Below are 25,502 nucleotides of genomic sequence, written 5' to 3'. Positions count from 1 at the left end.
GCGTCAGGCCGGCCCGGCCGCGGCCTCATCATGATGGGGCCAGGCGTTGATCACCGCCTTGACCAGGGTGGCCAGGGGAATGGCGAAAAACACGCCCCAGAAGCCCCAGAGGCCGCCAAACACCAGCACCGCCACGATAATGGCAATGGGGTGCAGGTTGACCGCCTCGGAAAACAGGATGGGCACCAGCACGTTGCCGTCCAGCGCCTGAATAATGGCGTAGGCCACCATCAGGTAGAAGAAGGGGGCGGCAAAGCCCCATTGAAACAGCCCCACCATGGCCACCGGCACGGTGGCGGCGGCGGCGCCGATATAGGGGATCAGTACCGAGAATCCCACCAGTACCGCCAGCAGCAGGGCATAGTTAAGCCCCAGCAGCATAAAGGTGACATAGCTGACACCGCCGACGATCAGGATTTCAATGACCTTGCCGCGCACATAGTTGGCGATCTGCACGTTCATCTCGTGCCACACGCGGGAGATCAGCTCCCGGTTACGAGGCAGAAAGCGGCGCATGCTCTGCAGCAGCGCCGGTTTGTCCTTGAGCATGAAGAACACCAGCACCGACACCAGAATGAGGTACACCATCAGTACCGCCACATTGGTCAGCGAGCTGATGGAAACGCTCAGTATGGCGTCGGCCGAGCCCACCAGCCGGCCGCGCAGATCGTTGAGCAGGTTTTGCATCAGGGTAACGTCCACCAGCTCCGGATACTCCTCGGGCAGGGTCAGCAGCACCTCCTGGGCCCGGTTGATCATGGTGGGCACTTCCCGCGCCAGGTTGACACTCTGGTTGAGAATGGACGGTACCAGGCTGACCAGCGACAGCACCAGCAACACCGCAAACATCAGCAACACCACCCCGGCCGCCGGCCCTCTGCCCAACCCCAGCCGGCGCAGGCGGCCCACCGGCCATTCCAGCAGGTAGGCAATCACCACGGCGGCGAAAAACGGCGCCAGTATGCGCCCCATGAAATACACCACCACAAAACCGAACAGCAGCAGCAAAAACAGCACCACCGCCCCCGGATCGGAAAACCGCTGCCGATACCAGTGCTTGAGAACATCCAACATGCAGAGCTTCCTTATGAGTGTTTGGTGACGATGAGTACCAGCTGTTCGGGGCAGTCCGTGACGACCTCAACTCCCTGGCCGGTGCGCACAAGATAGGCGGGAATGTCCCGGCGCGAGCCGGTGTCGGTCAGCCGCAGCCACAGTCGCTGGCGGGCCCCGGCCGACTTCAGCCAGAGTTTCAGCTCCAGCAATGGCTGCGGGCAACGCAGCGCGCCGGCGTCCAGGCGGTCCATACTCATCCTTTGTAAAAAGAAGGCATTATCCCTCGCCTGCCAGCGCCAAACAATGCTTGTTCCACTCAAGGCGGACAGTTATTCTGCCGATCTGCATTCAGCAAGGAACAAGCCCACATGATGTACCGCACCCTTTCACTGGCGCTGGCAATGGCGCTGACGGCGGCCCAGCCCGCTCAGGCCGATAACAGCCTGCCCGACATAGGCACCGCCGGGGTCAGCGCCATGTCGGTGGAGCGGGAAGTGCGCTTTGGCGACGCCTTTAGCCGCTTCGCCCGGGCCAATCAGCCGGTGGTGGACGATCCGGTGCTGAATGAATACATCTCCGATCTGGGGCTGAAGCTGTTGTCCCAGGCCGACTCGGTGCGTTTTCCCTTTCGCTTTCTGCTGATTCGGGATGACAGCATCAACGCCAGCGCCTTTCTCGGCGGCGTGGTGCAGCTGCATACCGGGCTGTTCCTGTACGCGGAAAGTGAAAGCGAACTGGCTTCGGTGCTGGCCCACGAAATCACCCACGTCACCCAGCGCCACATTGCCCGCTACCTGGAATCCCAGTCCCGCGGCACCCCCCTGACCATTGCCGGCCTGGTGGGCTCGGTGGCGCTGGCGGTGGTCAACCCCCAGGCGGGCATGGCCGCCCTGCAGACCACCCTGGGGCTGCGTATGCAGTCGGCCATCAACTACACGCGGGACAACGAATTCGAGGCCGATCGGCTGGGCCTGCGCCTGCTGTACAACGCCGGCTTTGATCCCAACGCCATGGCCGGCTTTTTTCAGAAGCTCTCTGACAAGTACCAGTTTGCCAGCACCCCGCCCCAGATGCTGCTGACCCACCCGCTGCCCGCCAGCCGTATCGCCGAGGCCCGTAGCCGGGCGGCGGAATATGCCGCCCGGCCGTTGTCGCCCTCGCTTGACTTTCAACTGGCCAAGGCCCGCATCATGGTGCGGCTGCAACAGGCCGGCACCACGGAGCAACACCGGTATTTTGAGCAGCAGATAAAGGCCGGCGGTGCCTGGTTGCCCGACGCCGCCCGCTACGGCCAGGCCCTGGGGCTGATGGAAATCAACCAGCATCAGCAGGCCCGGACCCTGCTGATGCAGCTGGCCGAGCGTCACGGCGGCAACCTGTTCGTGCTCGACGCCCTGACCGATGTAGACAACGCCGAAGGCCGCCACGAGGCCGCCATCGCCCGGCTGGAGCAGGCCCGCCGGCGCCTGCCTGACAATACCGTGATCATGATTAACCTGGCCGACAGCCTGCTGCAGGCCGGCCGCAATCAGGACGCCGCCGCCCTGCTCGACGATTACCTGCGCCGCCGGCCCGATGCCGCCCTGGCCTGGGAGCTGCTGGCCCAGTCCCTGCGCCCGCTCAGCGACGAGTCCGCGTTTCGCCGGGCCCAGGCCGAGCTGGCCGCACTCAAGGGCCGCTACGACGTGGCGGTGCAGCAAATGGAACTGGCCGCCACCCTGTCTCAGGACGCCATGCAGCGGGCCCGCCTCGGCGCCCGGCTGGAACAACTGCGCCAGCAGCAGCAGGAATGGGACGCGCTGAGGAACTAAGGCTCGGGACCGGGGACTGGAAAAGTGTACGGTCGTAGGTTGCCGATAAGCGGAGCGAATCGCAACACGCAGGCGGCGGTGGAATGTTGGAATTCGCTGCGCTCATTCCAACCTACCTCGGTTCTGCCAATAACGACACACAAGTCCCTAACCCCTAGTCCTTACTCCCCCAATAATGATGCTGCCAGCGTGCAATATCCTCCGCCTTGAGCTCCCCCTGATGGCGCTCTGCCAGCTTGCCGTCGGGATCGAGCACAAAGGTGGTGGGCAACACTCGGGGCAGCTCAAAGGGCCAGGGCCCTTCCAGGCCGGCCGCCACCGGCACGCGAATGGCCAGGCGCTGCTGCAGTTGTTGCAGCGCCTGGGCCGGCATGGCATCAAAGCTTACCGCCAGCACCGCCGGTCCGGCCGCGTCATTCAGGGCATTGAGCAGGGGCAGCTCCCGCAGGCAGGGGGCACACCATTCGGCAAAATAGTTCACCACCAGCCAGTCTCCCCGGTAATCGGCCAGCCGCCGCTGCTCGCCATCGGCCAGGGTCAGGGTGGCCGCCTCGCGGCAGCCGGCCAGCACCAGCACCATCGTCAAAACCCAGAGCGGAAGTTTGCTCATTGCGCTTTTCCTTCTATACAATGCCCGCAGCCACGCCACAGGAGTGAATAATGAGTCTGTTTATCTATCATAATCCCCGCTGCTCCAAAAGCCGGGAGACCCTGGCCCTGCTGCAGGACAAGGGACTTGAGCCCGAGGTGATCAAATACCTGGACACCCCGCCTTCCGCCGATCAGCTGAAAACCCTGCTGACCCAGCTGGGCATGGCCTCGGCCCGCCAGCTCATGCGCACCAAGGAAGAGGTATACAAGACCCTGGGACTGGCGGACGTGACCGACGAGAAGGCGCTGCTTGAAGCCATGGTCGCCAACCCCAAACTGATTGAGCGCCCCATTGTAGTGTGCAACGGCAAGGCCGCCCTGGGTCGTCCGCCCGAGCAAGTACTGGATATTCTGTAATGACTACCGCCTTCGCCCGCAAGCTGGCGCTTACCGGTTATCTCGGCCTGATCGTCTGGGTGGCGCTCTGGCATGGCCTGTTGTCACCGCATCCGGAGCTGGGTGCCGGCTTTATGCTGACCATGTGGCTGCCCTGGCTGTTTATTCCGATGCGGGGCATGCTCAAGGGCAATCCCTATACGCACGCCTGGGCGGTGTTTCTGATCATGCCCTACTTTCTGCACTCCCTGACCCTGCTGTGGGTGGATGAGGGAGAACGCTGGCTGGCGCTGGTTGAGCTGCTGCTGGCCACCCTGATGTTCGTGGGCAACAGCTACTACGCCAAGCTGCGCGGCCGCGAGCTGGGCCTGAGTATTCGCAAGAAGAAAAAGGATTAACGACTAGGGACTAGGGATCAGGGACTGGGGATTGGCTTGTAGGCCCGGCTTTAGCCGGGCAAATAAAGCCACATTCGGTGCTGCGCTCAAATAACGCGCCCCGATAAATCGGGGCCTACACCGCCGTCACACCAGGCATGACCCGGAGTCAATGGCATATAGCAATAGGTTGTGATAAGCGAAGCGAATCCCAACCTACGGAGCTCCCCAATCCCTATTCCCCAGCCCCTCGATTTAAAGCCCCAGTATTTCCCGAGTAAAGGGCAGGCTCAGCTTGCGCCTTGCCTGAAAGGAAGCGTTGTCGAGCAGATCCAACGCCGCCAGCAGGGTGCTCATGTCCCGGGACAGCCGGCTCAGCAGCAGCCGGCCCACGTCGGTGGGCAGCTTGAAGCCACGCAGCTCGGCGCGCAGCTGCAGGGCGCTGAGCTTGCCTTCGTCATCCAGGGTTTTCAGCTGATAGGCCACGCCCCAGTCCAGCCGCGACGCCAGATCCGGCAGCCCCAGGCCCAGATTACGGGACGGTGCCGAGGCGCTGATCACCAGGGTGCCCAACGCCCGCTCCCGCCGGCGATTGAAGAAGTTGAACACCGCCCGCTCCCACTCATCGATCCCGGCAATGGCATCCAGGTTGTCGAGGCACACCAGCGGCAGCAGCTCCATGCCGTCGAGCAGACTCGGCGACATGCGCCGGTGGGCGTGCAGGGGCAGGCAGGTGGCCGCCTCACCGCTGGCGTTGACTTCGGCGCAGGTGGCATGGAGCAGATGGGAGCGGCCGGAGCCGGGCTGGCCCCAGAGGTAGATCACCTCGTCGCCCTGCCCCAGGGCGGCGTTTTTGAGGGCGGTGATCAGCTGGGCATTGTCGCCCGGATAGAAGCTGGCAAAGGTTTCATCATCGGGCAGCTGCACCGCCAGGGCCAGCTGGGCCGGTTGCTGTGCATCACCGTCACGGCTCACCGGGGCGCCTCCGCCAGCCGGTAACGATGCTCACCCAGGGCACTGAGGCCGGCGCCGGCCAGCAGGCCCTGTACCGCACCAGCGGGGCCCGACAGCATCAGCTTAAGCCGAACTTCATCGCCGGCACTGTCCAGCAACTGCACACCACTCACGCCGTCCAGCGCCGCCAGCCGTTGCTGCAGGCGAACGGTGTCGGCGAAATGCCGCAGGCCGGTCACCACCAGGATGTACTCTCCCGGGGCATGGGCGCCGGCCTGCAACGCCTCGGCCGGCGCCTGATTGACCGGGGCCGGTGCACGCTGAACGCCCTGATGGGTCACCCAGTAATCGTTGACCGCCGCCAGCACGCCGGCCGGATCACCGGCTTGACCCTGGGCCAGGGGGGGCTCGCCATCCCGGGAAAACAGCCGCCAGTCCAGCTGACCACCCCGTTGCTGTACCGCCAGCCAGAGCTCGGCGCCATAGCGGCGGCTGGCCTCGGTCAGGGCGCCATTCTGCAGCAGGGCGTCCTTGTTCACCTGCAGGTGCTCCTGCAGATCCCACAGCGGCCACAAAATCGGCACGGCAAAATCGCTGCCGGCCCGGCGCCAGCCGGTGGTCATGGTATCGAGGGCACGTTGGCCGTTAACCTGCCACACCAGCAGCGATGGCCGTGGCCCGGTCCAGGCCTTGAGCCCGGCGCTTTCCAGCAGGGGCAACAGTTCGCCCCGCTCAAAACGCACTCGATAGCCACCGCCGGTCTGCTCGTCTTCACGGTAACGGGCGCCGTTCTCACGTATTTCGTCCCGTACCCAGGACGCCTCGGCCGCACTGCCTGCCAGCCGGGCCAGCAACACATCCACCGCCTGTTCCCGGGCCAGTTTTCGGCTGTAGGGGGCAGGATCGAGGGTCACCTCGAACACGGACGCGGCCGACACGCCGGCGAAACCCAGCAGCATCAGCGACAGCAGCAATTGTTTCAGCATGACTTGGCCATTGTCGAAAATCGGGCGCTCATGATAACCACTGACCGGGACTCATGCCAGAATCAATGGGGCCGCTCCCTGGGCAGCACCAGGTTCAGCAGAATGCCGACAATGCCGCACAGGCTGATGCCCTGCAGGCTGAAATCACCGATGCCAAAGGCCATGCCGCCGATGCCGAACACCAGGATCACCGCCACGATGCACAGGTTGCGGGCCTGAGACAGATCAACCTGATGCTTGATCAGGCTGTTGAGGCCAACGGTGGCGATGGAGCCGAACAGCAAGATCATGATGCCGCCCATCACCGGCACCGGAATGCTCTGCATCAGGGCGCCGAACTTGCCCACAAAGGCCAGGGCAATGGCAAAACCGGCGGCCCAGGTCATGATCACTGGGTTGAAGTTCTTGGTCAGCATCACGGCGCCGGTCACCTCGGAGTAGGTGGTGTTGGGCGGGCCGCCAAACAGGGAGGCGGCACCGGTGGCCAGGCCGTCTCCCAGCAGGGTGCGGTGCAGGCCGGGCTTTTTCAGATAGTCCTTGCCGGTCACCGAGCCGATGGCCAGCACATCACCAATGTGCTCAATGGCCGGGGCAATGGCCACCGGAATCATGAACAGCACCGCCTGCCAGTTCCACTCCGGCGCCACAAAGTTGGGCAGGGAGAACCAGGGCGCATCCCGCACCGGAGAAAAGTCCACCACGCCCATGGCCAGGGCCATGCCATAACCCACGGCAATGCCGGCGGTGATGGGCACCAGCCGGAACACACCCTTGGCCAGGGTGGACACCAGCAGGGTGGTAATGAGGGAGCCCAGCGACAACCACAACGCGGTGTCGTGCGCCACCAGCACGGCACTGCCGTCACCGCTCTTGCCGATGGCCATGTTTACCGCCATGGGCGCCAGGCCCAGGCCAATCACCATGATCACCGGGCCCACTACCACGGGGGGCAGCAGCCGGGTCAGCAAGGCAGTGCCGCGCCAGCGCACCAGCTGGCTGAGCAGCACATACATGATCCCCGCCGCCATCAGGCCACTCATGGTGGCGGGAATACCCCAGGTCTGCACGCCATAAAGAATGGGCGCGATAAAGGCAAAGGAGGACGCCAGAAAAATCGGCACCTGGCGTTTGGTACAGATCTGAAACACCAGGGTACCGATACCGGCGGTGAACAGTGCCACATTGGTATCCAGGCCGGTGATCAGCGGCATCAGCACCAGGGCGCCAAAGGCCACAAACAACATCTGGGAGCCGGCCAGGGCCTGACGCAAGGGGGTGTGCACCGCCGGCTGGCCGGGCGCCAGCTCCTGAGTGCGTTCAGCGGGATTCATTTGTTACAACCTCAAACAGCAGAAAAAAACCGGCCTGGGCCGGTTTTAAATGAACTTACTTGGTACCAAAAATCTTGTCGCCGGCATCGCCGAGGCCGGGAATGATATAGCCGTGCTCATCGAGGCGCTCGTCCACCGAGGCGCAATACAGCTCCACGTCAGGGTGGGCCGCTTCCAGCGCCTTGACCCCTTCCGGGGCGGCCACCAGCACGATTACCTTGAAATTGGTACAGCCGTGCTGCTTAAGCAGATCGATGGTGGCGATCATGGAGCCGCCGGTAGCCAGCATGGGATCCACGATCAGCGCCAGACGCTCGTCGATATGACTGACCAGCTTGTTGAAATAGGACACCGGCTGCAGGGTCTCCTCGTCCCGGTATACCCCCACCACGCTTACCCGGGCGCTCGGCATGTGCTCGAGCACGCCGTCCATCATGCCCAGGCCGGCCCGCAGAATGGGCACTACGGTGACCTTCTTGCCCTTGAGCTGATCCACCTCGGTGGCGCCGGTCCAGCCATTGATGGTGGTTTTTTCGGTTTCAAAATCGGCAGTGGCTTCGTAGGTCAGCAGGCTGCCGACTTCCTTTGCCAGTTCACGAAAGCGTTTGGTGCTGATGTCGGCTTCCCGCATCAGACCCAGCTTGTGTTTAACCAAAGGGTGCTTGACCTCAACGACTTTCATCAACAACTTCTCCCGACGCACTAAATAACGGACACAAAAAACCGCGGAACTCTAGCATAAAATAGCGCTCGGCGGCAGACTTTCAGGAGTAATTTTAGCAAAAGACCATGCCGGCCGGCGGCCCTGCCGCGGATTGCCCGCGACGTCCTTGAGCCGCTGCCAGTGGCACTGCTTCCCGCATTAAATTAGAATAGCCGCCGAAACACTTACCCGGGCTGGCCACGGTGCCAAAGAGCACCGGGCGGGCTCAACACCAATGACAAGGTAACAACACGTGACGCAGAACAAACCCCTGAGCTACAAAGACGCCGGTGTCGACATCGACGCCGGCAACGCCCTGGTTGAACGCATCAAGGGCGTCAGCCGCCGCACCCAGCGCCCGGAAGTCATGGGCGGCCTCGGGGGCTTTGGCGCCCTGTGCCAGCTGCCCACCGGTTACAAGGAGCCGGTACTGGTGGCCGGCACCGACGGCGTGGGCACCAAGCTGCGCCTGGCCATTGACCTCAAGCGTCATCAGGGCGTGGGCGTGGATCTGGTGGCCATGTGCGTCAACGATCTGATCGTGCAGGGCGCCGAGCCGCTGTTCTTTCTCGACTACTACGCCACCGGCAAGCTCGATGTAGACACCGCCGCCGACGTGGTGACCGGCATTGGTGAAGGGTGTGAGCTGAGCGGCTGTGCCCTGATCGGCGGTGAAACCGCGGAAATGCCCGGCATGTACGAGGCCGGCGACTACGATCTGGCAGGATTTTGTGTGGGCGTGGTTGAGAAAAGCGGCATTATCGACGGTTCCAAAGTAGCCTCGGGCGACGCCCTGATCGCCTTAGGCTCCAGTGGCCCGCACTCCAACGGCTATTCCCTGATCCGCAAGATCCTGGAAGTCAGCCAGGCCGATCTGAATCAGCCCCTGGGCGACGCCACCCTGGCCGACGCGCTGATGGCCCCCACTCGCATCTACGTCAAGCCGGTGCTGGAGCTGATCAAGCAGTTCGACATTCACGCCCTGAGCCACATCACCGGCGGCGGTTTCTGGGAAAACATTCCCCGCGTACTGCCCGAGAGCGCCAAGGCGGTGATCGACGGCGCCAGCTGGCAGTGGCCCGAGGTATTCACCTGGCTGCAGCAGGCAGGCAACGTCGAAACCCATGAAATGTACCGCACCTTCAACTGTGGTGTGGGCATGGTCATTGCCCTGCCCGCCGACCAGGCCGACGCCGCGGTCCAGTTCATGCAAGACGCCGGCGAAAACGCCTGGGTCATCGGCCGTATCGAACAGGCCGCCGAGGGCGCCGAGCAGGTCGAAATCAAATGAAACGCATCCTGGTGCTGATCTCCGGCAACGGCAGCAACCTGCAGGCCCTGCTGGATCAGGCGGCCGCAGGCCGCCTGGGCGGCGAAGTGGTGGCGGTGATCAGCAACAAGGCCGACGCCTATGGCCTGGAGCGGGCTCGCGCGGCCGGCGTGGCCACCGAGGTGCTGCCGGGCCGGGACTTTGCCGACCGGGACAGTTTTGACGCCGCGCTGCGGCAGCGGATCGACGGTTACACCCCGGATCTGGTGGTGCTGGCCGGCTTTATGCGTATTCTCACCCCGGCCTTGGTGCGCCACTATGAAGGGCGAATGCTCAATATTCACCCTTCCCTGCTGCCGAAATATCAGGGCCTGAACACCCACCAGCGCGCCATTGACGCCGGCGACGACGAGCACGGTTGCAGCGTGCACTTCGTCACCGAAGAGCTGGATGGCGGCCCGGTGATCCTGCAGGCCCGGGTCCCCGTGTTTGCGGACGACGACGCCACTACTGTGGCGGAGCGGGTGCATGTGCAGGAGCATGCCATCTACCCGCTGGCGGTGCGCTGGTTCTGCGACGGCCGGCTGGCCATGAAGGGTGGCCAGGCCTGGCTGGATAATCAGCCGCTGCCGCCGGAAGGCCATGCCGGCGACTGAGCGCCAACGCAAAAAGTCGACATAAAAAAAGGATGCATATGCATCCTTTTTTATTGGCACATGCCCCTGTCGCTGCCTACTCGCTGCCGTTACCGGCGATGCGCTCGCCCAGCCAGAACAGGTTGTATTCACCGGGCTGCATCTTGTGCCACTGCTCGTTGTTGGTGAGCGGCTGGGTGGCGATCACGGTGACGATGTCGTTGGGGGTGGTTTCCTTCTGAAAGTCGATTTCCACCTCTTCGTCAATCAGCCGGGCCGGGCCAAAGGGCGCACGCCGAGTGATCCAGTGCAGGTTGTTGCTGCAGTAGGTCATCAGGTATTCGCCGTCGGTAAGCAGCATGTTGAACACCCCCAGGCCGCGCAGCTGATCACTCAGGGTGGCCACATAGCGAAACATGGCGGCCATGTTACCGGGCTTGCGCGGATACTTTCGCTCCAGCTCGTTCAGCAGCCAGCAAAAAGCCAGCTCGCTGTCGGTGTCGCCCACCGGCTTGTGCCGACCGGTCTTCAGCTTTTTGTAACCACTGAGCTGGCCATTATGGGCAAAGGTCCAGTAACGGCCCCATAGCTCCCGAGTAAAGGGATGGGTGTTTTCCAGGGCAATGCCCCCCCGGTTGGCCTGGCGAATATGGCTGACCACGGCACAGCTCTTGATGGGGTATTCCTGTACCAGCTGGGCAATGCGCGACTGGCTGGACGGTTGCGGATCCTTGAAGGTGCGCAGGCCCTTGCCCTCGTAGAAGACAATGCCCCAGCCGTCCTTGTGGGGGCCGGTGCGCCCGCCCCGCTGCATCAGGCCGGTAAAGCTGAAACAGATGTCGGTAGGCACATTGGCGCTCATCCCTAGCAATTCACACATGCGGCTTACTCTTGCTCCATTTCCTTTTCGACCAGCTGGATCAGAATATGAATGATCTTGATATGAACTTCCTGAATGCGGTCGGCATAGCCAAAGTGCGGCACGCGAATTTCCACATCCGCCAGCCCCGCCATCTTGCCGCCGTCCTTGCCGGTGAGCGCTATGGTCTGAATGCCCGCCGCCTTGGCCACCTCAATGGCCTTGAGAATATTGGCCGAATTGCCGCTGGTGGACAGACCGAGTAGCACATCACCCTTGCGGCCGACCGCTTCCAGATAGCGGGAGAACACAAACTCGTAGCCAAAGTCGTTGGACACGCAGGACAGGTGGCTGGGGTCGGAAATGGCGATGGCCGGGTAGCCGGGGCGGTTTTCCCGGTAGCGGCCGGTCAGCTCCTCGGCAAAGTGCATGGCGTCGCAATGGGAGCCGCCATTGCCACAAGACAGCACCTTGCCGCCGGCCTTGAAGCTGTCGGCCAGCAGTTTGGCCGCGCGCTCAATGGCGGCAATGTTGGCGTCATCGGCCAGAAAGCGGTTCAGCACCTCGGCGGCTTCGTTCAGCTCGCTGCGGATCAGATTCTGATACATGTAATGGCCTCTCGCTTGCGGTAAAGGCGCATTTTGGCACAAGTCACTCAGAGCGCAAAGCCGAAGGAGTCCGGCCTGGGGCCTCCATTGCCACCTGCTGCGGTCTGTGACATTGGTCACACAGCACTTTTTAAGTACAATATTGCCAAGCTTTTAATACAAAACTCTCACAGGTCTGGCACATGGACGCAAAAAACCGCATCGCCGCATTAATCGAACACCTGCAGCAGGGGCTGCTGGAACGAGAAACCCCGGCCCGGCTGGCCCTGCTGGCGGCCCTTTCCGGCGAGCACCTGTTACTACTGGGTCCGCCCGGCACCGCCAAGAGTGAGCTGTCGCGCCGGCTGCACACCCTGATGGCCGACGGCAGCTATTTTGAACGGCTGCTGACCCGCTTTTCGGTACCGGAAGAGCTGTTTGGCCCGCTGTCCATCAAGGCGCTGGAGCAGGACCGTTACCTGCGCCAGACGCAGGGTTACCTGCCCGAGGCTTCCATCGCCTTTATTGATGAAATCTTCAAGGCCAACAGCGCCATTCTCAACAGCCTGCTCACCCTGCTCAACGAGCGCCAGTTCGACAACGGCAACGAGCGCCTGCCGGTGCCCCTGGTGTCGGTGATCGCGGCCAGCAACGAGCTGCCGGAAGGGGCCGAACTGAATGCCCTGTATGACCGTTTTCTGCTGCGCTTTCAGGTGGCCCCGGTGGGCGACGACGCCTTTACCGGCCTGCTTACCCTGAACCAGCCCTATCAGGAGCCGGCAGCCGAGCTGAAGCTGACCGGTGCCGAGCTGGCCTCTTTACGCAAAGAAGCCGAACAACTGCCGCTGTCGCCGGCGCTGATTCGCCTGCTGCATAGCCTGCGCCGTTTTCTGGCCGAGCAGGACATACCGGTGTCGGACCGGCGCTGGCGCAAGGTGGTCAAGCTGCTCAAGGTATCGGCCTGCTGCAATGGTCAGCCACAGGCAGATCTGCTCGACGCCTGGCTGCTGCCCCACTGCCTGTGGCAGCAGCCGGAGCAGCAAGGCCGGCTGAGCGACTGGCTGCACGAGCACATTGCCGCGGATCCGGGCTTCAGCCCGCAACTGGTGAGCGACATGGTCGACAGCTGGCAGGAACGGCTGGATCAGGATGCCGATCCGGTACTACCGTCCCTCAATGAGCAGGGCTATCAGCTTTATCTCGACGAGCAGGGCCAACCGGTCACCGAGGCCAGGGGCCAGCGCCACAAGCGCAATGAAAGCGGCCAGCTGCTCTATCGCCAGCCCCGGCTGCCCGACTCGGTATTCACCGAGCAGGAAGTCCGCAACCTGGGCGGCAATCGGGATCAATATCAGCCGCTGATGGAAAGCTATCAGCGCCCCAGCGCCCTGCAGCCCAGGGCCTGGCCCGCCAGCCATGTGGCCTCGCGCCTGCGCCAGCTCGATGAGCGCATCGACGAGCTGGCGGACTATCTGGCCTGGCTGGATACCCAGCAACAGGGCCTGGGCCAGCGTTTGCGCCAGCACCTGTGGCTGAGCCCGGAGCTGGGTGAGCGCGCCCGCAGCCAGCTGGAGCAGCAGCAGGCCGGCCTGAGCCGCCAGCACGAGCGGCTGCAGGCCCTGCGTGAAGCCTTTGCCGACCTGCCGGTTGAAGACTGAGATGGCCCCCACCCAAAGCGCCGGCCTGGCGCCGTTAAGCGAGCTGCCCGAGAGCCTGTTCAGCCTGGTGGTCACCCACCCCCTGGGCAGCCTGCTGCCTCGGGCCAGCCGGGTACTGGCCATGCTGAGCGAGCTCGACAAGGGACGGCTGCCGGCCCCCGGCGACTGGCTGAGCACCAGCACCGAACGGCGCATTCGCCAGTTGCTGGTGCGCGCCAATGCCCTGGAATACTGCAAGGAAACCCCGGACGTGGCCCGGGCCATCATGCAGGACATATTACTGGTGCTGGAGCAGGTGGAGCTGATCTGGCCGGCCACCGCCGGCCTGTTGCAACAGCAAGGAATGTCTGCAGAGCAGGCCGAACACCGCGCCCGGGCCCGGCACACGCGCCGAGCCATCGCCAAGCTGGCGGAGCAGTGGCAGCAGCGCATCAGCCTGTGGCAGGCGCTGGATGACGTGGCCGAGGAGTTCGGCATCGCCCCGGCCATTGGCACCGACAAGGACAGCGGCCACCTGCGCGACCGCGCCTGGTTCGATCTGCTGCGCCTGGCCCGCTGGGTGGCGGACATTCGCCAGTTGCAAAAACTGCTTAAACTCATGGGCCAGCAGCGGCCGGATCCGGAGCAGAGCGCCACCCTGAGCCAGCTGCAGCAGATGATGAGCCCGCGGGATAACGGCCCCAGAGAGCGGCGGCTGCCGGGCATTCCCATGGAAACCCAGGGCATTACCCGCTCCGATAATCTGTCGCGCATGCTGGCGCTGGAAGCGGCCCTGCTGGGGCACCCGTCTTTGCATATGCTGTGGCATGCCCGCCGGGCGGAGCAAAGCCTGCTCAGCTACGCCGTGGCCGGGGTCATGCCCATCGATGCGGGCAACGACTGGCCCCTGCCCCGGGCCGGCAAGGGCGAAGGCGACGGCAAGGGTACCCAGCTTGGCCCCATTATTCTGTGCCTGGACACCTCCGCCTCCATGCACGGCCTGGCGGAGCAGGTGTCCAAAGCCATGGTGCTGGCGGCCCTGCGCATGGCCAAACAGCAGCAACGCGGCTGTCTGGTGTATCTGTTTGGCGGCGCCGGCGAGCTGCTGGTACTCGACAACCAGACATTAACCCTGGCCGAGCTGCTCGACATGCTGCGCGGCTCCTTCAGTGGCGGCACCGACGTGAGCACGCCGCTCAATGCCGCCCTCACCCGGCTGCAACAGCAGGAATGGCGGCAGGCAGATATTCTGCTGGTAAGCGACGGCGAGTTTGAAGTGTCCAGAAAGTTGCAGGCTCAGGTGAAGCACGGCAAGGAAGCCCTGGGCGTGCGCCTATTTGGCCTGCAGCTAGGCTACGCCACCGCCCTGCACGCCATGCGCAAGGTGTGTGACCCGGTGCACCTGTTCAGCGACTGGCGCAGCCTGGAGCAGGCGGCCAGGGCCTGATTAGCCTTGTCTGCCTGCCGTAGGTTGCTGATGAGAGTAGCGAATCGCAACATGAAGCCCGCCGCAGAATGCTGGAATTTGCTGCACTCATTCACATCTTTCATAACCTCTGATTCGAATTAGCCTCTCACCATCACCAGCCGGGGTTCGCCGGGGCCAAAATAATCCTCTTCACGGCCGGCTTCGGCAAAGCCCAGACTCTGGTAAAGGTGTAGGGCCGGGTTGTCGGGCAATACCGTCAGTTTAATGCGCTTACACCCCTGACTTTCCAGGGCGGTTACCGCCACCTGCAGCAGTTGCCGGCCCAGCCCTCTCCCGCGCGCCGCCGGTGTCACCGCCAGCGACAATATCCAGCCTTCATTCGCCACCTCCCCCCGGCCCGCCAGGGCATAGCCCAGCAATTCGTGCTCGCTCTCGGCCACCAATAGCGAGCCTGGCCATAGATCCCAGGCCTGACGCAGAAAAAAGTCCGGGTAGCCGTGCTCCCCAAAGGCGGCGCACTCCAGGCCATGGACCGCCGCGAGATCGGCCCTGCTTGCGGGTCTGATGTTCATGTCTTCATCCTGCTTGTTGGTACGGGCGCCATGGTAAGGCAAAGCCTCCGCCGTTGCTTCCTTCTTGCCGATAACTGTTTAAATAATGAGCAGAGGGCTAAGCTTCAAGGTGTGAACAAAAAGGAGGCAGCATGAGTGGGCGAACAGGCTGGTGGTGGCTGTGGCTGCTGTTGTTCAGCGCCCTGGCCCCGGCCCAGGAACGCTACTGGCAGCTGAATATCAAAGGCGCCATCGGCCCCGGTATTTCCGACTACCTGGTAACCGAGCTCAACCAGGCCCAGGTGGAACGCCCGGCCCTGGTGCTGCTGACCATGGATACCCCCGGCGGCCTTTACAGTGCCACCCGCGACATTATCAGCGCCATGCTGGAGTCCAGCATTCCCGTGGTGGTCTATGTTTCCCCCGGCGGCGCCCGGGCCGCTTCTGCCGGCACCTATATTCTCTACGCCAGTCACGTTGCCGCCATGGCGCCGGGCACTCACTTGGGGGCCGCCACCCCGGTGCAGATGATGCCGGCCGGCACGCCGCCATCCGACGACAGGGACGAGGGGAAAAACGAGGAAAAGGACGACGAGTCATCTCCGTCTGCCGGCAGTGCCATGGAACGCAAGTCGCTCAACGACGCCATTGCCTACCTGCGCAGCCTGGCCCAGTTGCGGGGACGCAATGTGGAGTGGGCGGAGCAGGCGGTACGCGACGCCGCCACCCTGACCGCCCCCGAGGCGCTGGAGCAGAACGTGATTGAGCTGATGGCCGGCGACATTGCCGAACTGTTGCAGCAGCTCGACGGCCGCGAAGTCAAACTCAAAAACGACACCCTCACCCTGGCCACTGCGGGGCTGATCGCCGAGCAGCGCCAGCCCGACTGGCGCCAGCAGTTCATCATTACCATCAGCGATCCCAATATCGCCTACCTGCTGATGCTGGTGGGCGTATACGGCCTGCTGCTGGAGTTTTACAGCCCGGGATTCGGCGTCTCCGGGGTGATCGGCGCCATCTGCCTGCTGCTGGCCATGCTGTCGTTGCAGATGCTGCCGTTCAATATGGTGGGGCTGGGGTTGCTGGCCCTGGGACTGGCGCTGATGGTGGCGGAAGGACTGTCGCCCAGCTTCGGCATTTTTGGCGGCGGCGGCCTGGTGGCCTTTGTGCTTGGCTCCGTGTTGCTGTTCGACACCCCGGACGAGGCCTTTCGCGTGGCCTGGCCCTTTATCGCCGCCTTTACGGTGTTTTCCCTCGGCCTGATCCTGGTGGTGGTGCGCATGATAGTGAAGCAACGCCGGGCGGCGCCGGTGTCGGGAACCGACGCCATGGTCGGCGAGCAGGGCGTGGCACTGACCGAGCTCAGCCCCGAGGGCACTGTGCTGGTGCTGGGCGAACGCTGGCAGGCCCACAGCCCGCAGCCCGTGTCCGCGCACAGCACGGTAATGGTAGTGGCAGTGCGGGATCTGGTGCTTGAAGTAAAACCGGTAAAGGAGACTGGGGAATGATCATCGACTTTATTTATTTTCAGCTGCTGATCGTTATTCTGCTGGTCATGCTGTTTGCCAGCATGTTCCGCATTTTACGGGAATACGAACGGGGCGTGGTGTTTCTGCTTGGCCGCTTTCACAAGGTCAAGGGGCCGGGCTTTATCATTCTGATCCCCCTGGTGCAGCAAATGGTGCGGGTGGATCTGCGCATTGTGACCATGGACATTCCGTCCCAGGATCTGATCTCAAAAGACAACGTCACCGTGCGGGTGAACGCCGTGCTCTATTTTCGTGTGCTGGATCCGCAAAAGGCGATCATCAACGTGGAAAACTACCTGGAAGCCACCAGCCAGCTGGCCCAGACCACCATGCGCTCGGTGCTGGGCCAGCACGAACTGGACGAGATCCTCTCGGCCCGGGACACCCTGAACGCGGATCTGCAGCGCATTCTGGATCAGAGCACCGACGGCTGGGGCATCAAGGTAACGGCGGTGGAGATCAAGCACGTGGATCTCGACGAGTCCATGATTCGCGCCATTGCCCGTCAGGCCGAGGCGGAACGTTCCCGCCGGGCCAAGGTGATCCATGCCACCGGTGAGCTGGAGGCATCCAAGCAACTGCTGGAAGCGGCCCGCATGCTGGCCCGCCAGCCGGAAGCGATTCAGCTGCGCTACCTGCAGACCCTGACCGAGATCAGCAGTGACAACAGCAAAATAGTGGTGTTTCCCCTGCCCATGGAGCTGGGCCGAATCCTGCAGGAAATGGGGGCACACAGCCCCAATGTTGAGGATCCCCATTCGCCGCGCGAGCCCACCTGAGCCGGCAGCAAATCCTGAATAAAAAGCCGCTCCCGCACATCCCAAACGTGCGGGACAGCCTTTATCGCCCGCGCCGAAATCCCTCTCATTCTTCCCTCATAACGCGGAATCTCCCCATGGGGAATCGCATAAAATAGGCACCTCCGTTTTATTGACCATCGAAACCGCGCTTTCGATACCTTCATCGATTCAGGGACTGTTTCATGAAAAAATACCTCAGCCTCATTTTGCTCGGCTCAAGCCTGAGCCTGCTCGCCGGCCCGGCCAGCGCCCAGGGCACCCTGGAGCAAATCCAGCGTTCGGGCGAGTTTCGCTTTTGCTTTGAATCCGGCTACGTTCCCTTTGAGATGACCGACAAGAAAGGGAATTTCATCGGCTTCGATATTGATATTGCCAAGGCCATGGCGAAATCGATCAATACCAAATTCGTGCCGGTCAATACCGGCTGGGATGGCATCATTCCGGCGCTACAGACCAACAAGTGCGATCTGATCCTGGGCATGTCGATCACCCCCGAGCGCAACCTGAGCGTGAACTTTGCCAACCCTTACCTCGATGCCGGTCAGACCGTCCTGATCCACCCGAAACTGGCCGATAGCATTCACTCCTACCGCCAGCTGAACGATGCCGCCTACACGGTCACCGCCCAGCTGGGCACCACGGGTGAGTTTGCCATCAAGCGTTATCTCAGCCAGGCCAATGCGCGACTGTTTGAAAGCTCCGCCGACGCAGCCCAGGAAGTCGCCAACGGACGGGCCGATGCCTTCGTTTACGACATCAGCTACAACAGCGTCTATGCGGCACAAAATCCGGGCCGGCTGGTGCACCTCTCCGAGGCCTTTACCTACGGCCCCATGGGCTGGGCAGTGCGCCAGGGTGATGCCGATTACCTTAACTTTCTCAACAACTTCCTGCGTCAAATCAAGGGAGACGGCACCTACGATCGCATCTATGGCAAGTGGTTCGAGAGCGATGCCTGGGTCAGCCGGGTTCAGTGAGCATGACAGTATCGCCGGCGGCCCAGACCGCCGGCCGGATTGACAGGAATTAATATGCAGGTTGCCACACACCGCTGGCTGTGGAACGGCGTTTTTACGGCCATCGTGCTGATGCTGGCCGGCGGTATCTACTGGTCCAGCAAGAGCATCGACTACAACTGGCACTGGGAACGGGTGCTTCCCTATATCGTCGATACCTCGCCCCAGTCCATTCGCGCCCCCTTTGATGGCCGCGCCGAACTGGGTGACGACGGCCATACGCTGACCCTGATCTCCGATTATGGCGACGCCCCCCTGATCCTGAACCAGTACACCAGCCTGCAGGTCGCCGATGGTGATCTGCTGTTTGAAGGGGATGAAATCGCTCGCCTCGACAGCCTGCGCATCGGTCCCATCACCGAAGGCATGCTGATGACCCTGAAGCTGTCGGTGGTGTCCTTGGTGTGCTCGGTGCTGCTGGGCCTTGCCATTGGCCTGGGACGAATCTCCGCCAACCCGGCCCTGCGTAAACTGTGCATTCTCTATATCGAAATCATTCGTGGCACGCCGCTGCTGGTGCAGATTTTCATCATCTATTTCTTTGTCGGCACCGTCTTGTCCCTCGACCGTTTCACCGCCGGCGTAACCGCCCTGACCCTGTTCAGCGCCGCCTATGTGGCGGAAATCATTCGGGCCGGCATTCAGTCGGTCCCCCCCGGACAGATGGAAGCGGCACGCTCGCTGGGCATGAGCTACGTTCGGGCCATGGTTGAGGTGATCCTGCCCCAGGCGCTTAAACGCAGCCTGCCCGCCCTGGCCGGGCAATTCATCAACCTGATCAAGGATTCTTCGCTGGTCTCGGTGATCTCACTGACCGATCTGAGCAAGGCCGGGCGAGAGGTGGTGTCATCGACCTTTGCCCCCTTTGAGGTCTGGTTCACCATCGCCCTGCTCTATCTGGTCATGACCGCCTCCCTGTCCTGGCTGGTACAGCGACTGGAGCAACGCATGGCGGCGGCACACTAGGAAGTAACATGCACACAGAACACACAGACACTGTGGTACGGGCACAGCGGGTCGACAAGGTATTCGACAACGGTTGCCAGGCCCTGCGACAGGTCTCGCTGGAAGTCAGACGGGGCGAAGTGGTGGTAATCGTCGGCCCTTCGGGCTCGGGCAAGTCCACCTTTCTGCGCACCCTCAACAGGCTGGAAACCCTGAGTGCCGGCCACATCGAGATCGAAGGCGTCGACATGTATCACGGCGCCACCAACATCAACCGGCTGCGGCAACGGGTGGGCATGGTGTTTCAGGGCTTTAACCTCTTTCCCCACAAGACGGTGCTGCAAAACGTGATGCTGGCGCCGCTCAAGGTTGCCAGGCGGCCGCGGGCCGAAGTTGAACAGCAGGCCAGGGCACTGCTGGACAAGGTCGGCCTGGCCGAACGCGTTGAACACTATCCCGGACAGTTGTCCGGCGGCCAGCAGCAGCGGGTGGCCATTGCCCGAGCGCTGTGCATGCAGCCTCGCATCATGCTGTTTGACGAGCCGACATCGGCACTGGATCCGGAAATGGTGGGGGAAGTGCTGGAGGTCATGAAGGCACTGGCCCGGGAAGGCATGACCATGGTGGTGGTCACCCACGAGATGGGCTTTGCCCGGGAAGTGGCGGACAGGGTGCTGTTCATGGCCGATGGCCAGGTGCTGGCGGAAGACACGCCGGCGTGCTTTTTCGGTGCGCCTTCCCACCCTCGATTGCAGCAGTTTTTATCGCAAATTCTCTAACCCAGCAGCCGCCACCGGCCAGCCGGTGTTGCCCCAAGGAGTGTCATGTCAAATCCAATTGAAGCCCTGCTTGCACAGCATTCCCTTGCCATTCTCGATGGCGCCCTGGCCACCGAACTCGAGGCCAGGGGCTGCGATCTCAAGGATCCACTGTGGTCTGCCAAGATCCTGATAGAGCAGCCCGAACTTATCTACGACGTTCATTACGATTACTTTGCGGCCGGTGCCGACGTTGCCATCAGCGCCAGCTATCAGGCTACCTTTGAGGCCTTCGCCCGTCGTGGCCTCGACACCGAGCAGGCCGCCGAGCTGATGCACCAGGCCGTGAGGCTGGCCACCAGGGCACGGGACAATTTCTGGAACGCCCTCAATGCCGAACAGCAGAATCGCCGCCCCCGGCCGCTGGTTGCCGCGTCGGTGGGCCCCTATGGTGCCATGCTGGCAGACGGCTCTGAATACCGGGGGCATTACGCCCTGACGGAAGAGGAGCTGATGGCCTTTCACCGCCCTCGGCTTGAGGTATTGCTGGCCGCCGGCGCCGATCTGCTAGCCTGCGAGACGCTGCCCTGCCTGAGTGAGGCCCGAGCCCTGGCGCGCCTGATGGACGCCATTCCCGACGCGTGTGGCTGGATCAGCTTCAGCTGTCAAAGCCGGGAACACAACTGCCAGGGAGAGCGACTGAGTGACTGTGTGGCCGCGTTGGAGCCATATCACTCCGTGGTCGCCATCGGCCTGAACTGCACCGCCCCCGAGCATGTACCGGGCCTGTTGCGTTCGGTGCAGGGCGTGAGCCGCAAGCCGCTGCTGGTTTATCCCAATTCGGGGGAACAGTATGATGCGGACCATAAATGCTGGCACGGCCCTGTTAACAGCGAGCAATACGCCGGGGCCGCCGAACACTGGCACCGCGAGGGTGCCCGCCTTATCGGCGGCTGCTGTCGCACCTCTCCGGCGGATATTGCCGCCGTCAGCGCCCGGCTGCGCCCGCAGCAATAACGCCGCCGCCGGCGCTTGGCCGGCGGCGAGGGCGGTGTTTTATCAACGCTTGAGAAAGCTAGAGTGGCAAGGAAAGTCCGGACTTCAGGACATTGAGCACCACATTGGTATTCATGCGCTTGATTTCCGGAAACTGCGCCATGGTCGCGGCGGCAATGTCATCGTATTCGGTGACGTCCCGGGCCAGAATGACCAGCATCAGATCCACCGAGCCGGTCACATAAAAAATCTGCTGCATGGCGTCCTGAGTCTGGGCCCAACGCATAAAGCGATCCATTACCTGGTAGTTCTCGCGCTCAATTTCCAGGCCGACGATAAAGGTCATCAGGTTATCCACCTTACGGTTGTCGACCACCGCCACATCGGCACTGATCACGCCTCGCTGACGCAATCGCTTCAACCGCCGCTGTACCGCAGATGCCGACAATCCCACCTCTTCGGCAATCACTTCACTGCGGGTCAGGCAGCTGCGCTGTACGATAGACAATATTTTTCGATCAAAATGATCCAGGTTTTCACTCATTGGCAAGCAAATCTCGTCCCGACACTAAAGCCATAAATGCGTCTAGACGTCCATTCTAATAAAGGCTCCTTTTTCGCTCAAGCCATACCGGTTATGTTGTCAAAAAAAACGGGCGGCCAATGGCCGCCCGTTCGCTGACTGCTACACCGAATCAGCGAATATCCAGCGGGGCAAAGCCCTTGATCAGCTCGTCCAGGGCCTTGAGCTGAGTCAGGAAAGGCTCAAGCTTGTCGAGCGGCAGGGCGCTGGGGCCGTCGCAGCGGGCCTGTTCAGGATTGGGATGGGCTTCCAGGAACAGGCCGGCCAGGCCGGTGGCCAGGCCGGCCCGGGCCAGATCCAGCACCTGCTCGCGACGGCCGCCGGAGGCCTCACCCAGCGGATCCCGGCACTGCAGGGCATGGGTCACATCAAAGATGATGGGCGCGTCGTTCGTGGCCTTTTTCATCACGCCAAAGCCGAGCATGTCCACCACCAGGTTGTCGTAACCAAAGTTGCTGCCCCGCTCGCACAGGATCAATTTATCGTTACCGCACTCGATAAACTTGTCGGTGATGTTCTTCATCTGCCCCGGGCTCAGGAACTGGGGCTTCTTGATGTTGATCACCCGGCCGGTATCGGCCATGGCCTGCACCAGGTCGGTCTGGCGGGCCAAAAAGGCCGGCAGCTGGATCACGTCCGCCACCTCGGCCACCGGAGCCGCCTGGTGAGGCTCGTGCAGGTCGGTGATCACCGGCACGCCAAAGGTGTCCTTCACTTCCTGCAACAACTTCATACCCTCTTCCAGGCCCGGGCCACGAAAGGAATGAATTGAGGAGCGGTTGGCCTTGTCCCAGCTGGCCTTGAACACGTAAGGAATACCCAGCTTTTCGGTCACCTTCACATAGTGCTCGCAGGCCGTCATGGCCAGATCCCGGGATTCCAGCACATTGATGCCGCCAAACAGCACCATGGGCTTGTCGTTGGCGACCGCAATGTCATTGATGTGTACAGTTTTCATCTCGGCTCCTTAGTGGAGGGTTTTGGGGCTCAGATCGAGGCCCGCTATCTGGGCTTTCAGCACGTCGGCGATGGGATCTTCCGGACAGTGCTCAATAAAAAATTCGAAATCGTCGGCGGCCAGCCTGCCGCAGTCCAGCTGCTCATACAGAAAGCCCCGATCCCGCCGCTCAAAGGGGCAGTCGGGCTTGAGCCGCAACAGCAGCTCGCTGCAGGCCAGGGCCTGGCCAAATTGCTGATCGTGAATAAAGGCGGCCTTGGTCACATTCAGCAATCGCGCCAGGATCTCGCTGTCGTCGGCACCCTTGAGGTGCTCCGGAGTGAGCCGGGCCAGGTTGCCCTGGGCGCCCCGCAGCAACTGCTCGATTTCACGACGGCTCAGTGGCCGGCCGGTAAAGGGATCGATAATGACACCCTCTTCTTTCACCCACACTCGAACCAGAAAATGGCCGGGAAAACAGATGCCTTCGGCTTTGACACCAAAGCGCCGGCACAGGTGAATCAGCAGAATTCCCAGGCTCACCGGAATGCCTTCGCGCCGTGCCAGCACCCGGTTCATCAGGCAGTTGTCGATGGAAAAGAAGGTCTCGCTGTCACCGCTAAGGCCCAGCCCCTGATACAGGCAGGGCAGCAGGTGCTGGGCCACCTGCATGCCTTCCAGCTCCTCGGCCAGGGCCCGCTCCAGGGCGAACAGCTCCCGCTCGGCCTCATCCCGGGCTTGCGGGCCCGCCAGGCTTTCCACCACGTCAAGCGCCAGGGTCATCAGCTCAAGAGGCTCCTCACCCAACCAGCGCGCACTGATATTGCTTTCAAGCATGCTCTCTCCCGGGCAAACAGCCCAGCGTCACCCTGTCCTGCCCACCGTAGTCGCGCAGCGTGGTGACTTTCTCAAATCCATTATCGATAAAAATGTGCCGCACCGCCTCCCCCTGCTGCCAGCCGTGCTCCACCAGCAGCCAGCCACCGGCCGTGAGTTGCGCCGGGGCATGAGCGGCAATATGGCGAATGTCGGCCAGGCCCTCATCCTCGGCCACCAGGGCCGACAGCGGCTCAAAGCGCACATCGCCTTCGGCCAGGTGCGGATCGGCGGCGTCGATATAGGGCGGGTTGGACACGATCATGTCAAAGGTGAGCCCGGCGAGCGGCGCCAGCCAGCTGCCTTCCCGCACCTCCACCTGAAGATCCAGACGTTCGGCATTGCGCCGGGCCAGGGCGGCGGCGGCGGGGTTAAATTCCACCGCCAGCACGGTGTCGGCGGGGCGCTCGCTCTTGATGGACAAGGCAATGGCGCCGGTGCCGGTGCCCAGATCCACCACTCGCGCCGGTCGCTGGGGCAGGCGCGTCAGCGCGGCCTCGACCAGGATTTCGGTGTCGGGCCTGGGGATCAGGGTATCCGAAGTGACTTCCAGCATCAGGGCCCAGAATTCCCGTTGTCCGGTCAGGTGGGCCACCGGCTCACCGGCCTGGCGGCGAGTTATCAGTTCAGCCAGCTCGGCCTTCTGCTCGGCAGACACCTCGAATTCGGGCCAGGCCAGCAGAAAACTGCGGGGTTTGCCCAGCACGTGGCACAGCAAGACGTCGGCATCCAGCGCCGGCGACTCGCCCCCGGCCAGTTGCTCACGCAAGTGATTGCGCAGCTCGCTCAGCCTCATCACTGACCCGCCAGGGCGGCGAGCTGGTCGGCCTGGTGCTCCTGCAGAATGGGCTGAGTGAGCATGTCCAGCTGGCCTTCCAGCACCTCGCTCAGCCGGTACAGGGTCAGGTTGATCCGATGATCCGACACTCGCCCTTGAGGGAAGTTGTAGGTGCGAATGCGATCGGAACGATCGCCGCTGCCCAGCAGGTTGCGCCGCTCACTCTGCTCTTCGGCCTGACGCTTGTCCTGCTCCGCCTGGGCCAGGCGCGAGGCCAGCACCGCCATGGCCTTGGCGCGGTTCTTGTGCTGGGAACGCTCGTCCTGGCATTCCACCACCATGCCGGTAGGCAGGTGGGTAATGCGAATGGCCGAGTCGGTCTTGTTGACGTGCTGACCACCGGCACCGGACGCGCGAAAGGTGTCCACCTTGAGATCCGCCGGGTTGATCTCCGGGGCCTCGGCCTCGGGTATTTCGGGCATCACCGCCACCGTGCAGGCAGAGGTGTGAATGCGGCCCTGGGATTCGGTTTCGGGCACCCGCTGCACTCGGTGGCCGCCGGACTCGAACTTGAGCTGACCATAGACGCCGGCGCCCTCGATGCGGGCGATGATCTCCTTGAAGCCGCCGTGCTCGCCCTCGCTGGCACTGACGATCTCCACCCGCCAGCGCCGGGTTTCGGCATAGCGGCTGTACATGCGAAACAGATCGCCGGCAAAGATGGCCGCCTCATCGCCCCCGGCACCGGCACGAATCTCCAGAAAACAGTTGTTGTCGTCCCTGGGATCCTTGGGCAGCAGCAAAATCTGCAGCTCCTGGCTCAGGGTGTCGATGGCGGCCTCGGCGCTGTCGATCTCGTCCCGGGCCATGGCCTTGAGCTCGGCGTCGTCTTCCGCCAGCATTTCTTTGGCTTCGGCCAGGTCTTCCTCGGCCCGACGGTAGCGCTGAAAGCAGGCCACCACGTCTTCCAGCTGGGCATATTCCCGGGTCAGCGTCCGGTATTGCTCCTGGTTATTGATAACCGAGGCCTCGCCCAGCAGCGCCTGCACCTCCTGGTAGCGTTCTTCCAGGCCTTCCAGTTTCTTCAGTACGGATTCGTTCATCGAGGATC

Annotated in this window: 28 protein-coding genes; 13 read left to right on the top strand and 15 right to left on the bottom strand. The window is 62.6% G+C overall.

Annotated features, from left to right (window positions below):
* Positions 1-3: 3 nt before the first annotated feature.
* Positions 4-1,074, bottom strand: coding sequence for an AI-2E family transporter (locus B6S08_RS09890; protein WP_094200645.1), 1,071 nt, complete (start codon positions 1,072-1,074; stop codon positions 4-6).
* Positions 1,075-1,085: 11 nt separating this feature from the next.
* Positions 1,086-1,307, bottom strand: a complete 222-nt coding sequence (locus B6S08_RS09885) for a sulfurtransferase TusA family protein (RefSeq protein WP_094200644.1) — start codon at positions 1,305-1,307, stop codon at positions 1,086-1,088.
* Between the two features lie 117 nt (positions 1,308-1,424).
* On the opposite strand from B6S08_RS09885, the gene bepA reads away from it, so the two are divergent.
* The gene (bepA, locus tag B6S08_RS09880) at positions 1,425-2,867 is read left to right on the top strand and encodes a beta-barrel assembly-enhancing protease (protein WP_425435357.1); all 1,443 of its coding nucleotides are present in this window, start codon (positions 1,425-1,427) and stop codon (positions 2,865-2,867) included.
* 154 nt (positions 2,868-3,021) lie between these two features.
* Here bepA and B6S08_RS09875 read toward each other — a convergent pair whose 3' ends face one another.
* Positions 3,022-3,477 (bottom strand): TlpA family protein disulfide reductase, encoded by a 456-nt coding sequence (locus tag B6S08_RS09875; protein ID WP_094200643.1) that lies wholly within the window; start codon positions 3,475-3,477, stop codon positions 3,022-3,024.
* Between the two features lie 50 nt (positions 3,478-3,527).
* Here B6S08_RS09875 and arsC point away from each other — a divergent pair, with 50 nt between their 5' ends.
* Positions 3,528-3,875, top strand: coding sequence for an arsenate reductase (glutaredoxin) (gene arsC, locus B6S08_RS09870; protein ID WP_094200642.1), 348 nt, complete (start codon positions 3,528-3,530; stop codon positions 3,873-3,875).
* Positions 3,875-4,252: a DUF2069 domain-containing protein gene (locus B6S08_RS09865; RefSeq protein WP_094200641.1), complete on the top strand. Its 378-nt coding sequence runs from the start codon at positions 3,875-3,877 to the stop codon at positions 4,250-4,252. Before arsC ends, B6S08_RS09865 begins: the two co-directional genes overlap by 1 nt.
* Positions 4,253-4,486: 234 nt before the next feature.
* Here the strand turns inward: B6S08_RS09865 and hda are convergent, their stop codons facing one another.
* The 4 genes from hda to upp all read right to left on the bottom strand — a co-directional run bounded on the left by hda (position 4,487) and on the right by upp (position 8,184).
* Positions 4,487-5,206, bottom strand: coding sequence for a DnaA inactivator Hda (gene hda / locus B6S08_RS09860; protein ID WP_094200640.1), 720 nt, complete (start codon positions 5,204-5,206; stop codon positions 4,487-4,489).
* Positions 5,203-6,171, bottom strand: a complete 969-nt coding sequence (locus B6S08_RS09855) for a DUF2066 domain-containing protein (protein ID WP_094200639.1) — start codon at positions 6,169-6,171, stop codon at positions 5,203-5,205. The genes hda and B6S08_RS09855 overlap by 4 nt, the downstream gene beginning before the upstream one ends.
* 62 nt (positions 6,172-6,233) lie before the next feature.
* Complete coding sequence (locus B6S08_RS09850) at positions 6,234-7,502, bottom strand: uracil-xanthine permease family protein (protein ID WP_094200638.1); 1,269 nt, start codon at positions 7,500-7,502, stop codon at positions 6,234-6,236.
* Positions 7,503-7,557: 55 nt separating this feature from the next.
* Positions 7,558-8,184, bottom strand: a complete 627-nt coding sequence (gene upp, locus B6S08_RS09845; RefSeq protein ID WP_094200637.1) for a uracil phosphoribosyltransferase — start codon at positions 8,182-8,184, stop codon at positions 7,558-7,560.
* A 274-nt stretch (positions 8,185-8,458) separates the two neighbouring features.
* Here upp and purM point away from each other — a divergent pair, with 274 nt between their 5' ends.
* A complete protein-coding gene (purM, locus tag B6S08_RS09840; protein WP_094200636.1) occupies positions 8,459-9,496 on the top strand; it encodes a phosphoribosylformylglycinamidine cyclo-ligase in 1,038 nt (345 codons plus the stop codon).
* Positions 9,493-10,131, top strand: coding sequence for a phosphoribosylglycinamide formyltransferase (gene purN / locus B6S08_RS09835; RefSeq protein WP_094200635.1), 639 nt, complete (start codon positions 9,493-9,495; stop codon positions 10,129-10,131). The genes purM and purN overlap by 4 nt, the downstream gene beginning before the upstream one ends.
* Positions 10,132-10,207: 76 nt before the next feature.
* On the opposite strand, the gene B6S08_RS09830 is transcribed toward purN, so the two are convergent.
* Together B6S08_RS09830 and lpcA are read right to left on the bottom strand one after the other, a co-directional pair.
* Positions 10,208-10,990 carry a class II glutamine amidotransferase gene (locus B6S08_RS09830; RefSeq protein WP_094200634.1) on the bottom strand — a complete coding sequence of 261 codons (783 nt, stop codon included), beginning with the start codon at positions 10,988-10,990 and terminating at the stop codon, positions 10,208-10,210.
* Between the two features lie 5 nt (positions 10,991-10,995).
* Complete coding sequence (gene lpcA, locus B6S08_RS09825) at positions 10,996-11,577, bottom strand: D-sedoheptulose 7-phosphate isomerase (RefSeq protein ID WP_094200633.1); 582 nt, start codon at positions 11,575-11,577, stop codon at positions 10,996-10,998.
* Positions 11,578-11,759: 182 nt separating this feature from the next.
* On the opposite strand from lpcA, the gene B6S08_RS09820 reads away from it, so the two are divergent.
* Both B6S08_RS09820 and B6S08_RS09815 read left to right on the top strand, forming a co-directional pair.
* Entirely contained in the window at positions 11,760-13,214 is a 1,455-nt protein-coding gene (locus B6S08_RS09820; RefSeq protein WP_094200632.1) for an AAA family ATPase, read from the top strand.
* 1 nt (position 13,215) lies between these two features.
* On the top strand, positions 13,216-14,640 hold the full coding sequence (locus B6S08_RS09815; RefSeq protein ID WP_094200631.1) for a VWA domain-containing protein: 1,425 nt from the start codon (positions 13,216-13,218) through the stop codon (positions 14,638-14,640).
* Positions 14,641-14,759: 119 nt separating this feature from the next.
* On the opposite strand, the gene B6S08_RS09810 is transcribed toward B6S08_RS09815, so the two are convergent.
* A complete protein-coding gene (locus B6S08_RS09810) occupies positions 14,760-15,194 on the bottom strand; it encodes a GNAT family N-acetyltransferase (protein ID WP_094200831.1) in 435 nt (144 codons plus the stop codon).
* 131 nt (positions 15,195-15,325) lie between these two features.
* On the opposite strand from B6S08_RS09810, the gene B6S08_RS09805 reads away from it, so the two are divergent.
* The 6 genes from B6S08_RS09805 (at position 15,326) to mmuM (ending at position 21,238) form a co-directional block, all read left to right on the top strand.
* On the top strand, positions 15,326-16,681 hold the full coding sequence (locus B6S08_RS09805; protein WP_094200630.1) for an NfeD family protein: 1,356 nt from the start codon (positions 15,326-15,328) through the stop codon (positions 16,679-16,681).
* A complete protein-coding gene (locus B6S08_RS09800) occupies positions 16,678-17,481 on the top strand; it encodes a slipin family protein (protein WP_094200629.1) in 804 nt (267 codons plus the stop codon). Before B6S08_RS09805 ends, B6S08_RS09800 begins: the two co-directional genes overlap by 4 nt.
* 203 nt (positions 17,482-17,684) lie before the next feature.
* Positions 17,685-18,479 carry a transporter substrate-binding domain-containing protein gene (locus B6S08_RS09795; protein ID WP_094200628.1) on the top strand — a complete coding sequence of 265 codons (795 nt, stop codon included), beginning with the start codon at positions 17,685-17,687 and terminating at the stop codon, positions 18,477-18,479.
* Positions 18,480-18,533: 54 nt separating this feature from the next.
* The gene (locus B6S08_RS09790; protein WP_094200627.1) at positions 18,534-19,484 is read left to right on the top strand and encodes an amino acid ABC transporter permease; all 951 of its coding nucleotides are present in this window, start codon (positions 18,534-18,536) and stop codon (positions 19,482-19,484) included.
* Between the two features lie 8 nt (positions 19,485-19,492).
* The gene (locus B6S08_RS09785; RefSeq protein WP_094200626.1) at positions 19,493-20,242 is read left to right on the top strand and encodes an amino acid ABC transporter ATP-binding protein; all 750 of its coding nucleotides are present in this window, start codon (positions 19,493-19,495) and stop codon (positions 20,240-20,242) included.
* Positions 20,243-20,287: 45 nt separating this feature from the next.
* Positions 20,288-21,238 carry a homocysteine S-methyltransferase gene (mmuM, locus tag B6S08_RS09780; RefSeq protein ID WP_094200625.1) on the top strand — a complete coding sequence of 317 codons (951 nt, stop codon included), beginning with the start codon at positions 20,288-20,290 and terminating at the stop codon, positions 21,236-21,238.
* A gap of 58 nt (positions 21,239-21,296) precedes the next feature.
* Here the strand turns inward: mmuM and B6S08_RS09775 are convergent, their stop codons facing one another.
* From B6S08_RS09775 to prfA, 5 genes are all read right to left on the bottom strand, one after another.
* Positions 21,297-21,761, bottom strand: a complete 465-nt coding sequence (locus B6S08_RS09775) for an Lrp/AsnC family transcriptional regulator (RefSeq protein WP_094200624.1) — start codon at positions 21,759-21,761, stop codon at positions 21,297-21,299.
* Positions 21,762-21,912: 151 nt separating this feature from the next.
* Positions 21,913-22,758 (bottom strand): 3-deoxy-8-phosphooctulonate synthase, encoded by an 846-nt coding sequence (kdsA, locus tag B6S08_RS09770; RefSeq protein WP_094200623.1) that lies wholly within the window; start codon positions 22,756-22,758, stop codon positions 21,913-21,915.
* 9 nt (positions 22,759-22,767) lie between these two features.
* Positions 22,768-23,574, bottom strand: a complete 807-nt coding sequence (locus tag B6S08_RS09765; protein WP_094200622.1) for a SirB1 family protein — start codon at positions 23,572-23,574, stop codon at positions 22,768-22,770.
* Positions 23,567-24,409, bottom strand: coding sequence for a peptide chain release factor N(5)-glutamine methyltransferase (gene prmC, locus B6S08_RS09760; RefSeq protein ID WP_094200621.1), 843 nt, complete (start codon positions 24,407-24,409; stop codon positions 23,567-23,569). Before prmC ends, B6S08_RS09765 begins: the two co-directional genes overlap by 8 nt.
* Positions 24,409-25,494, bottom strand: coding sequence for a peptide chain release factor 1 (prfA, locus tag B6S08_RS09755; RefSeq protein ID WP_094200620.1), 1,086 nt, complete (start codon positions 25,492-25,494; stop codon positions 24,409-24,411). The genes prmC and prfA overlap by 1 nt, the downstream gene beginning before the upstream one ends.
* Positions 25,495-25,502 lie beyond the last annotated feature (8 nt).

This window comes from Oceanimonas doudoroffii (assembly GCF_002242685.1).
Classification (GTDB): Bacteria; Pseudomonadota; Gammaproteobacteria; order Enterobacterales; family Aeromonadaceae; genus Oceanimonas; species Oceanimonas doudoroffii.
The sequence above is the reverse complement of the archived record's forward strand: the minus strand, read 5'-3'. Positions and strand labels throughout refer to the sequence as shown.

Excerpts from the sequence above, each read along its gene's own strand:
- B6S08_RS09890 (WP_094200645.1), bottom strand. The coding sequence starts at position 1,074 with ATGTTGGATGTTCTCAAGCACTGGTATCGGCAGCGGTTTTCCGATCCG.
- B6S08_RS09885 (WP_094200644.1), bottom strand. The coding sequence starts at position 1,307 with ATGGACCGCCTGGACGCCGGCGCGCTGCGTTGCCCGCAGCCATTGCTG.
- bepA (WP_425435357.1), top strand. The coding sequence starts at position 1,425 with ATGATGTACCGCACCCTTTCACTGGCGCTGGCAATGGCGCTGACGGCG.
- B6S08_RS09875 (WP_094200643.1), bottom strand. The coding sequence starts at position 3,477 with ATGAGCAAACTTCCGCTCTGGGTTTTGACGATGGTGCTGGTGCTGGCC.
- arsC (WP_094200642.1), top strand. The coding sequence starts at position 3,528 with ATGAGTCTGTTTATCTATCATAATCCCCGCTGCTCCAAAAGCCGGGAG.
- B6S08_RS09865 (WP_094200641.1), top strand. The coding sequence starts at position 3,875 with ATGACTACCGCCTTCGCCCGCAAGCTGGCGCTTACCGGTTATCTCGGC.
- B6S08_RS09855 (WP_094200639.1), bottom strand. The coding sequence starts at position 6,171 with ATGCTGAAACAATTGCTGCTGTCGCTGATGCTGCTGGGTTTCGCCGGC.
- B6S08_RS09850 (WP_094200638.1), bottom strand. The coding sequence starts at position 7,502 with ATGAATCCCGCTGAACGCACTCAGGAGCTGGCGCCCGGCCAGCCGGCG.
- upp (WP_094200637.1), bottom strand. The coding sequence starts at position 8,184 with ATGAAAGTCGTTGAGGTCAAGCACCCTTTGGTTAAACACAAGCTGGGT.
- purN (WP_094200635.1), top strand. The coding sequence starts at position 9,493 with ATGAAACGCATCCTGGTGCTGATCTCCGGCAACGGCAGCAACCTGCAG.
- B6S08_RS09830 (WP_094200634.1), bottom strand. The coding sequence starts at position 10,990 with ATGTGTGAATTGCTAGGGATGAGCGCCAATGTGCCTACCGACATCTGT.
- lpcA (WP_094200633.1), bottom strand. The coding sequence starts at position 11,577 with ATGTATCAGAATCTGATCCGCAGCGAGCTGAACGAAGCCGCCGAGGTG.
- B6S08_RS09820 (WP_094200632.1), top strand. The coding sequence starts at position 11,760 with ATGGACGCAAAAAACCGCATCGCCGCATTAATCGAACACCTGCAGCAG.
- B6S08_RS09815 (WP_094200631.1), top strand. The coding sequence starts at position 13,216 with ATGGCCCCCACCCAAAGCGCCGGCCTGGCGCCGTTAAGCGAGCTGCCC.
- B6S08_RS09810 (WP_094200831.1), bottom strand. The coding sequence starts at position 15,194 with ATGAACATCAGACCCGCAAGCAGGGCCGATCTCGCGGCGGTCCATGGC.
- B6S08_RS09805 (WP_094200630.1), top strand. The coding sequence starts at position 15,326 with ATGAGTGGGCGAACAGGCTGGTGGTGGCTGTGGCTGCTGTTGTTCAGC.
- B6S08_RS09800 (WP_094200629.1), top strand. The coding sequence starts at position 16,678 with ATGATCATCGACTTTATTTATTTTCAGCTGCTGATCGTTATTCTGCTG.
- B6S08_RS09795 (WP_094200628.1), top strand. The coding sequence starts at position 17,685 with ATGAAAAAATACCTCAGCCTCATTTTGCTCGGCTCAAGCCTGAGCCTG.
- B6S08_RS09790 (WP_094200627.1), top strand. The coding sequence starts at position 18,534 with ATGCAGGTTGCCACACACCGCTGGCTGTGGAACGGCGTTTTTACGGCC.
- B6S08_RS09785 (WP_094200626.1), top strand. The coding sequence starts at position 19,493 with ATGCACACAGAACACACAGACACTGTGGTACGGGCACAGCGGGTCGAC.
- mmuM (WP_094200625.1), top strand. The coding sequence starts at position 20,288 with ATGTCAAATCCAATTGAAGCCCTGCTTGCACAGCATTCCCTTGCCATT.
- B6S08_RS09775 (WP_094200624.1), bottom strand. The coding sequence starts at position 21,761 with ATGAGTGAAAACCTGGATCATTTTGATCGAAAAATATTGTCTATCGTA.
- kdsA (WP_094200623.1), bottom strand. The coding sequence starts at position 22,758 with ATGAAAACTGTACACATCAATGACATTGCGGTCGCCAACGACAAGCCC.
- B6S08_RS09765 (WP_094200622.1), bottom strand. The coding sequence starts at position 23,574 with ATGCTTGAAAGCAATATCAGTGCGCGCTGGTTGGGTGAGGAGCCTCTT.
- prmC (WP_094200621.1), bottom strand. The coding sequence starts at position 24,409 with ATGAGGCTGAGCGAGCTGCGCAATCACTTGCGTGAGCAACTGGCCGGG.
- prfA (WP_094200620.1), bottom strand. The coding sequence starts at position 25,494 with ATGAACGAATCCGTACTGAAGAAACTGGAAGGCCTGGAAGAACGCTAC.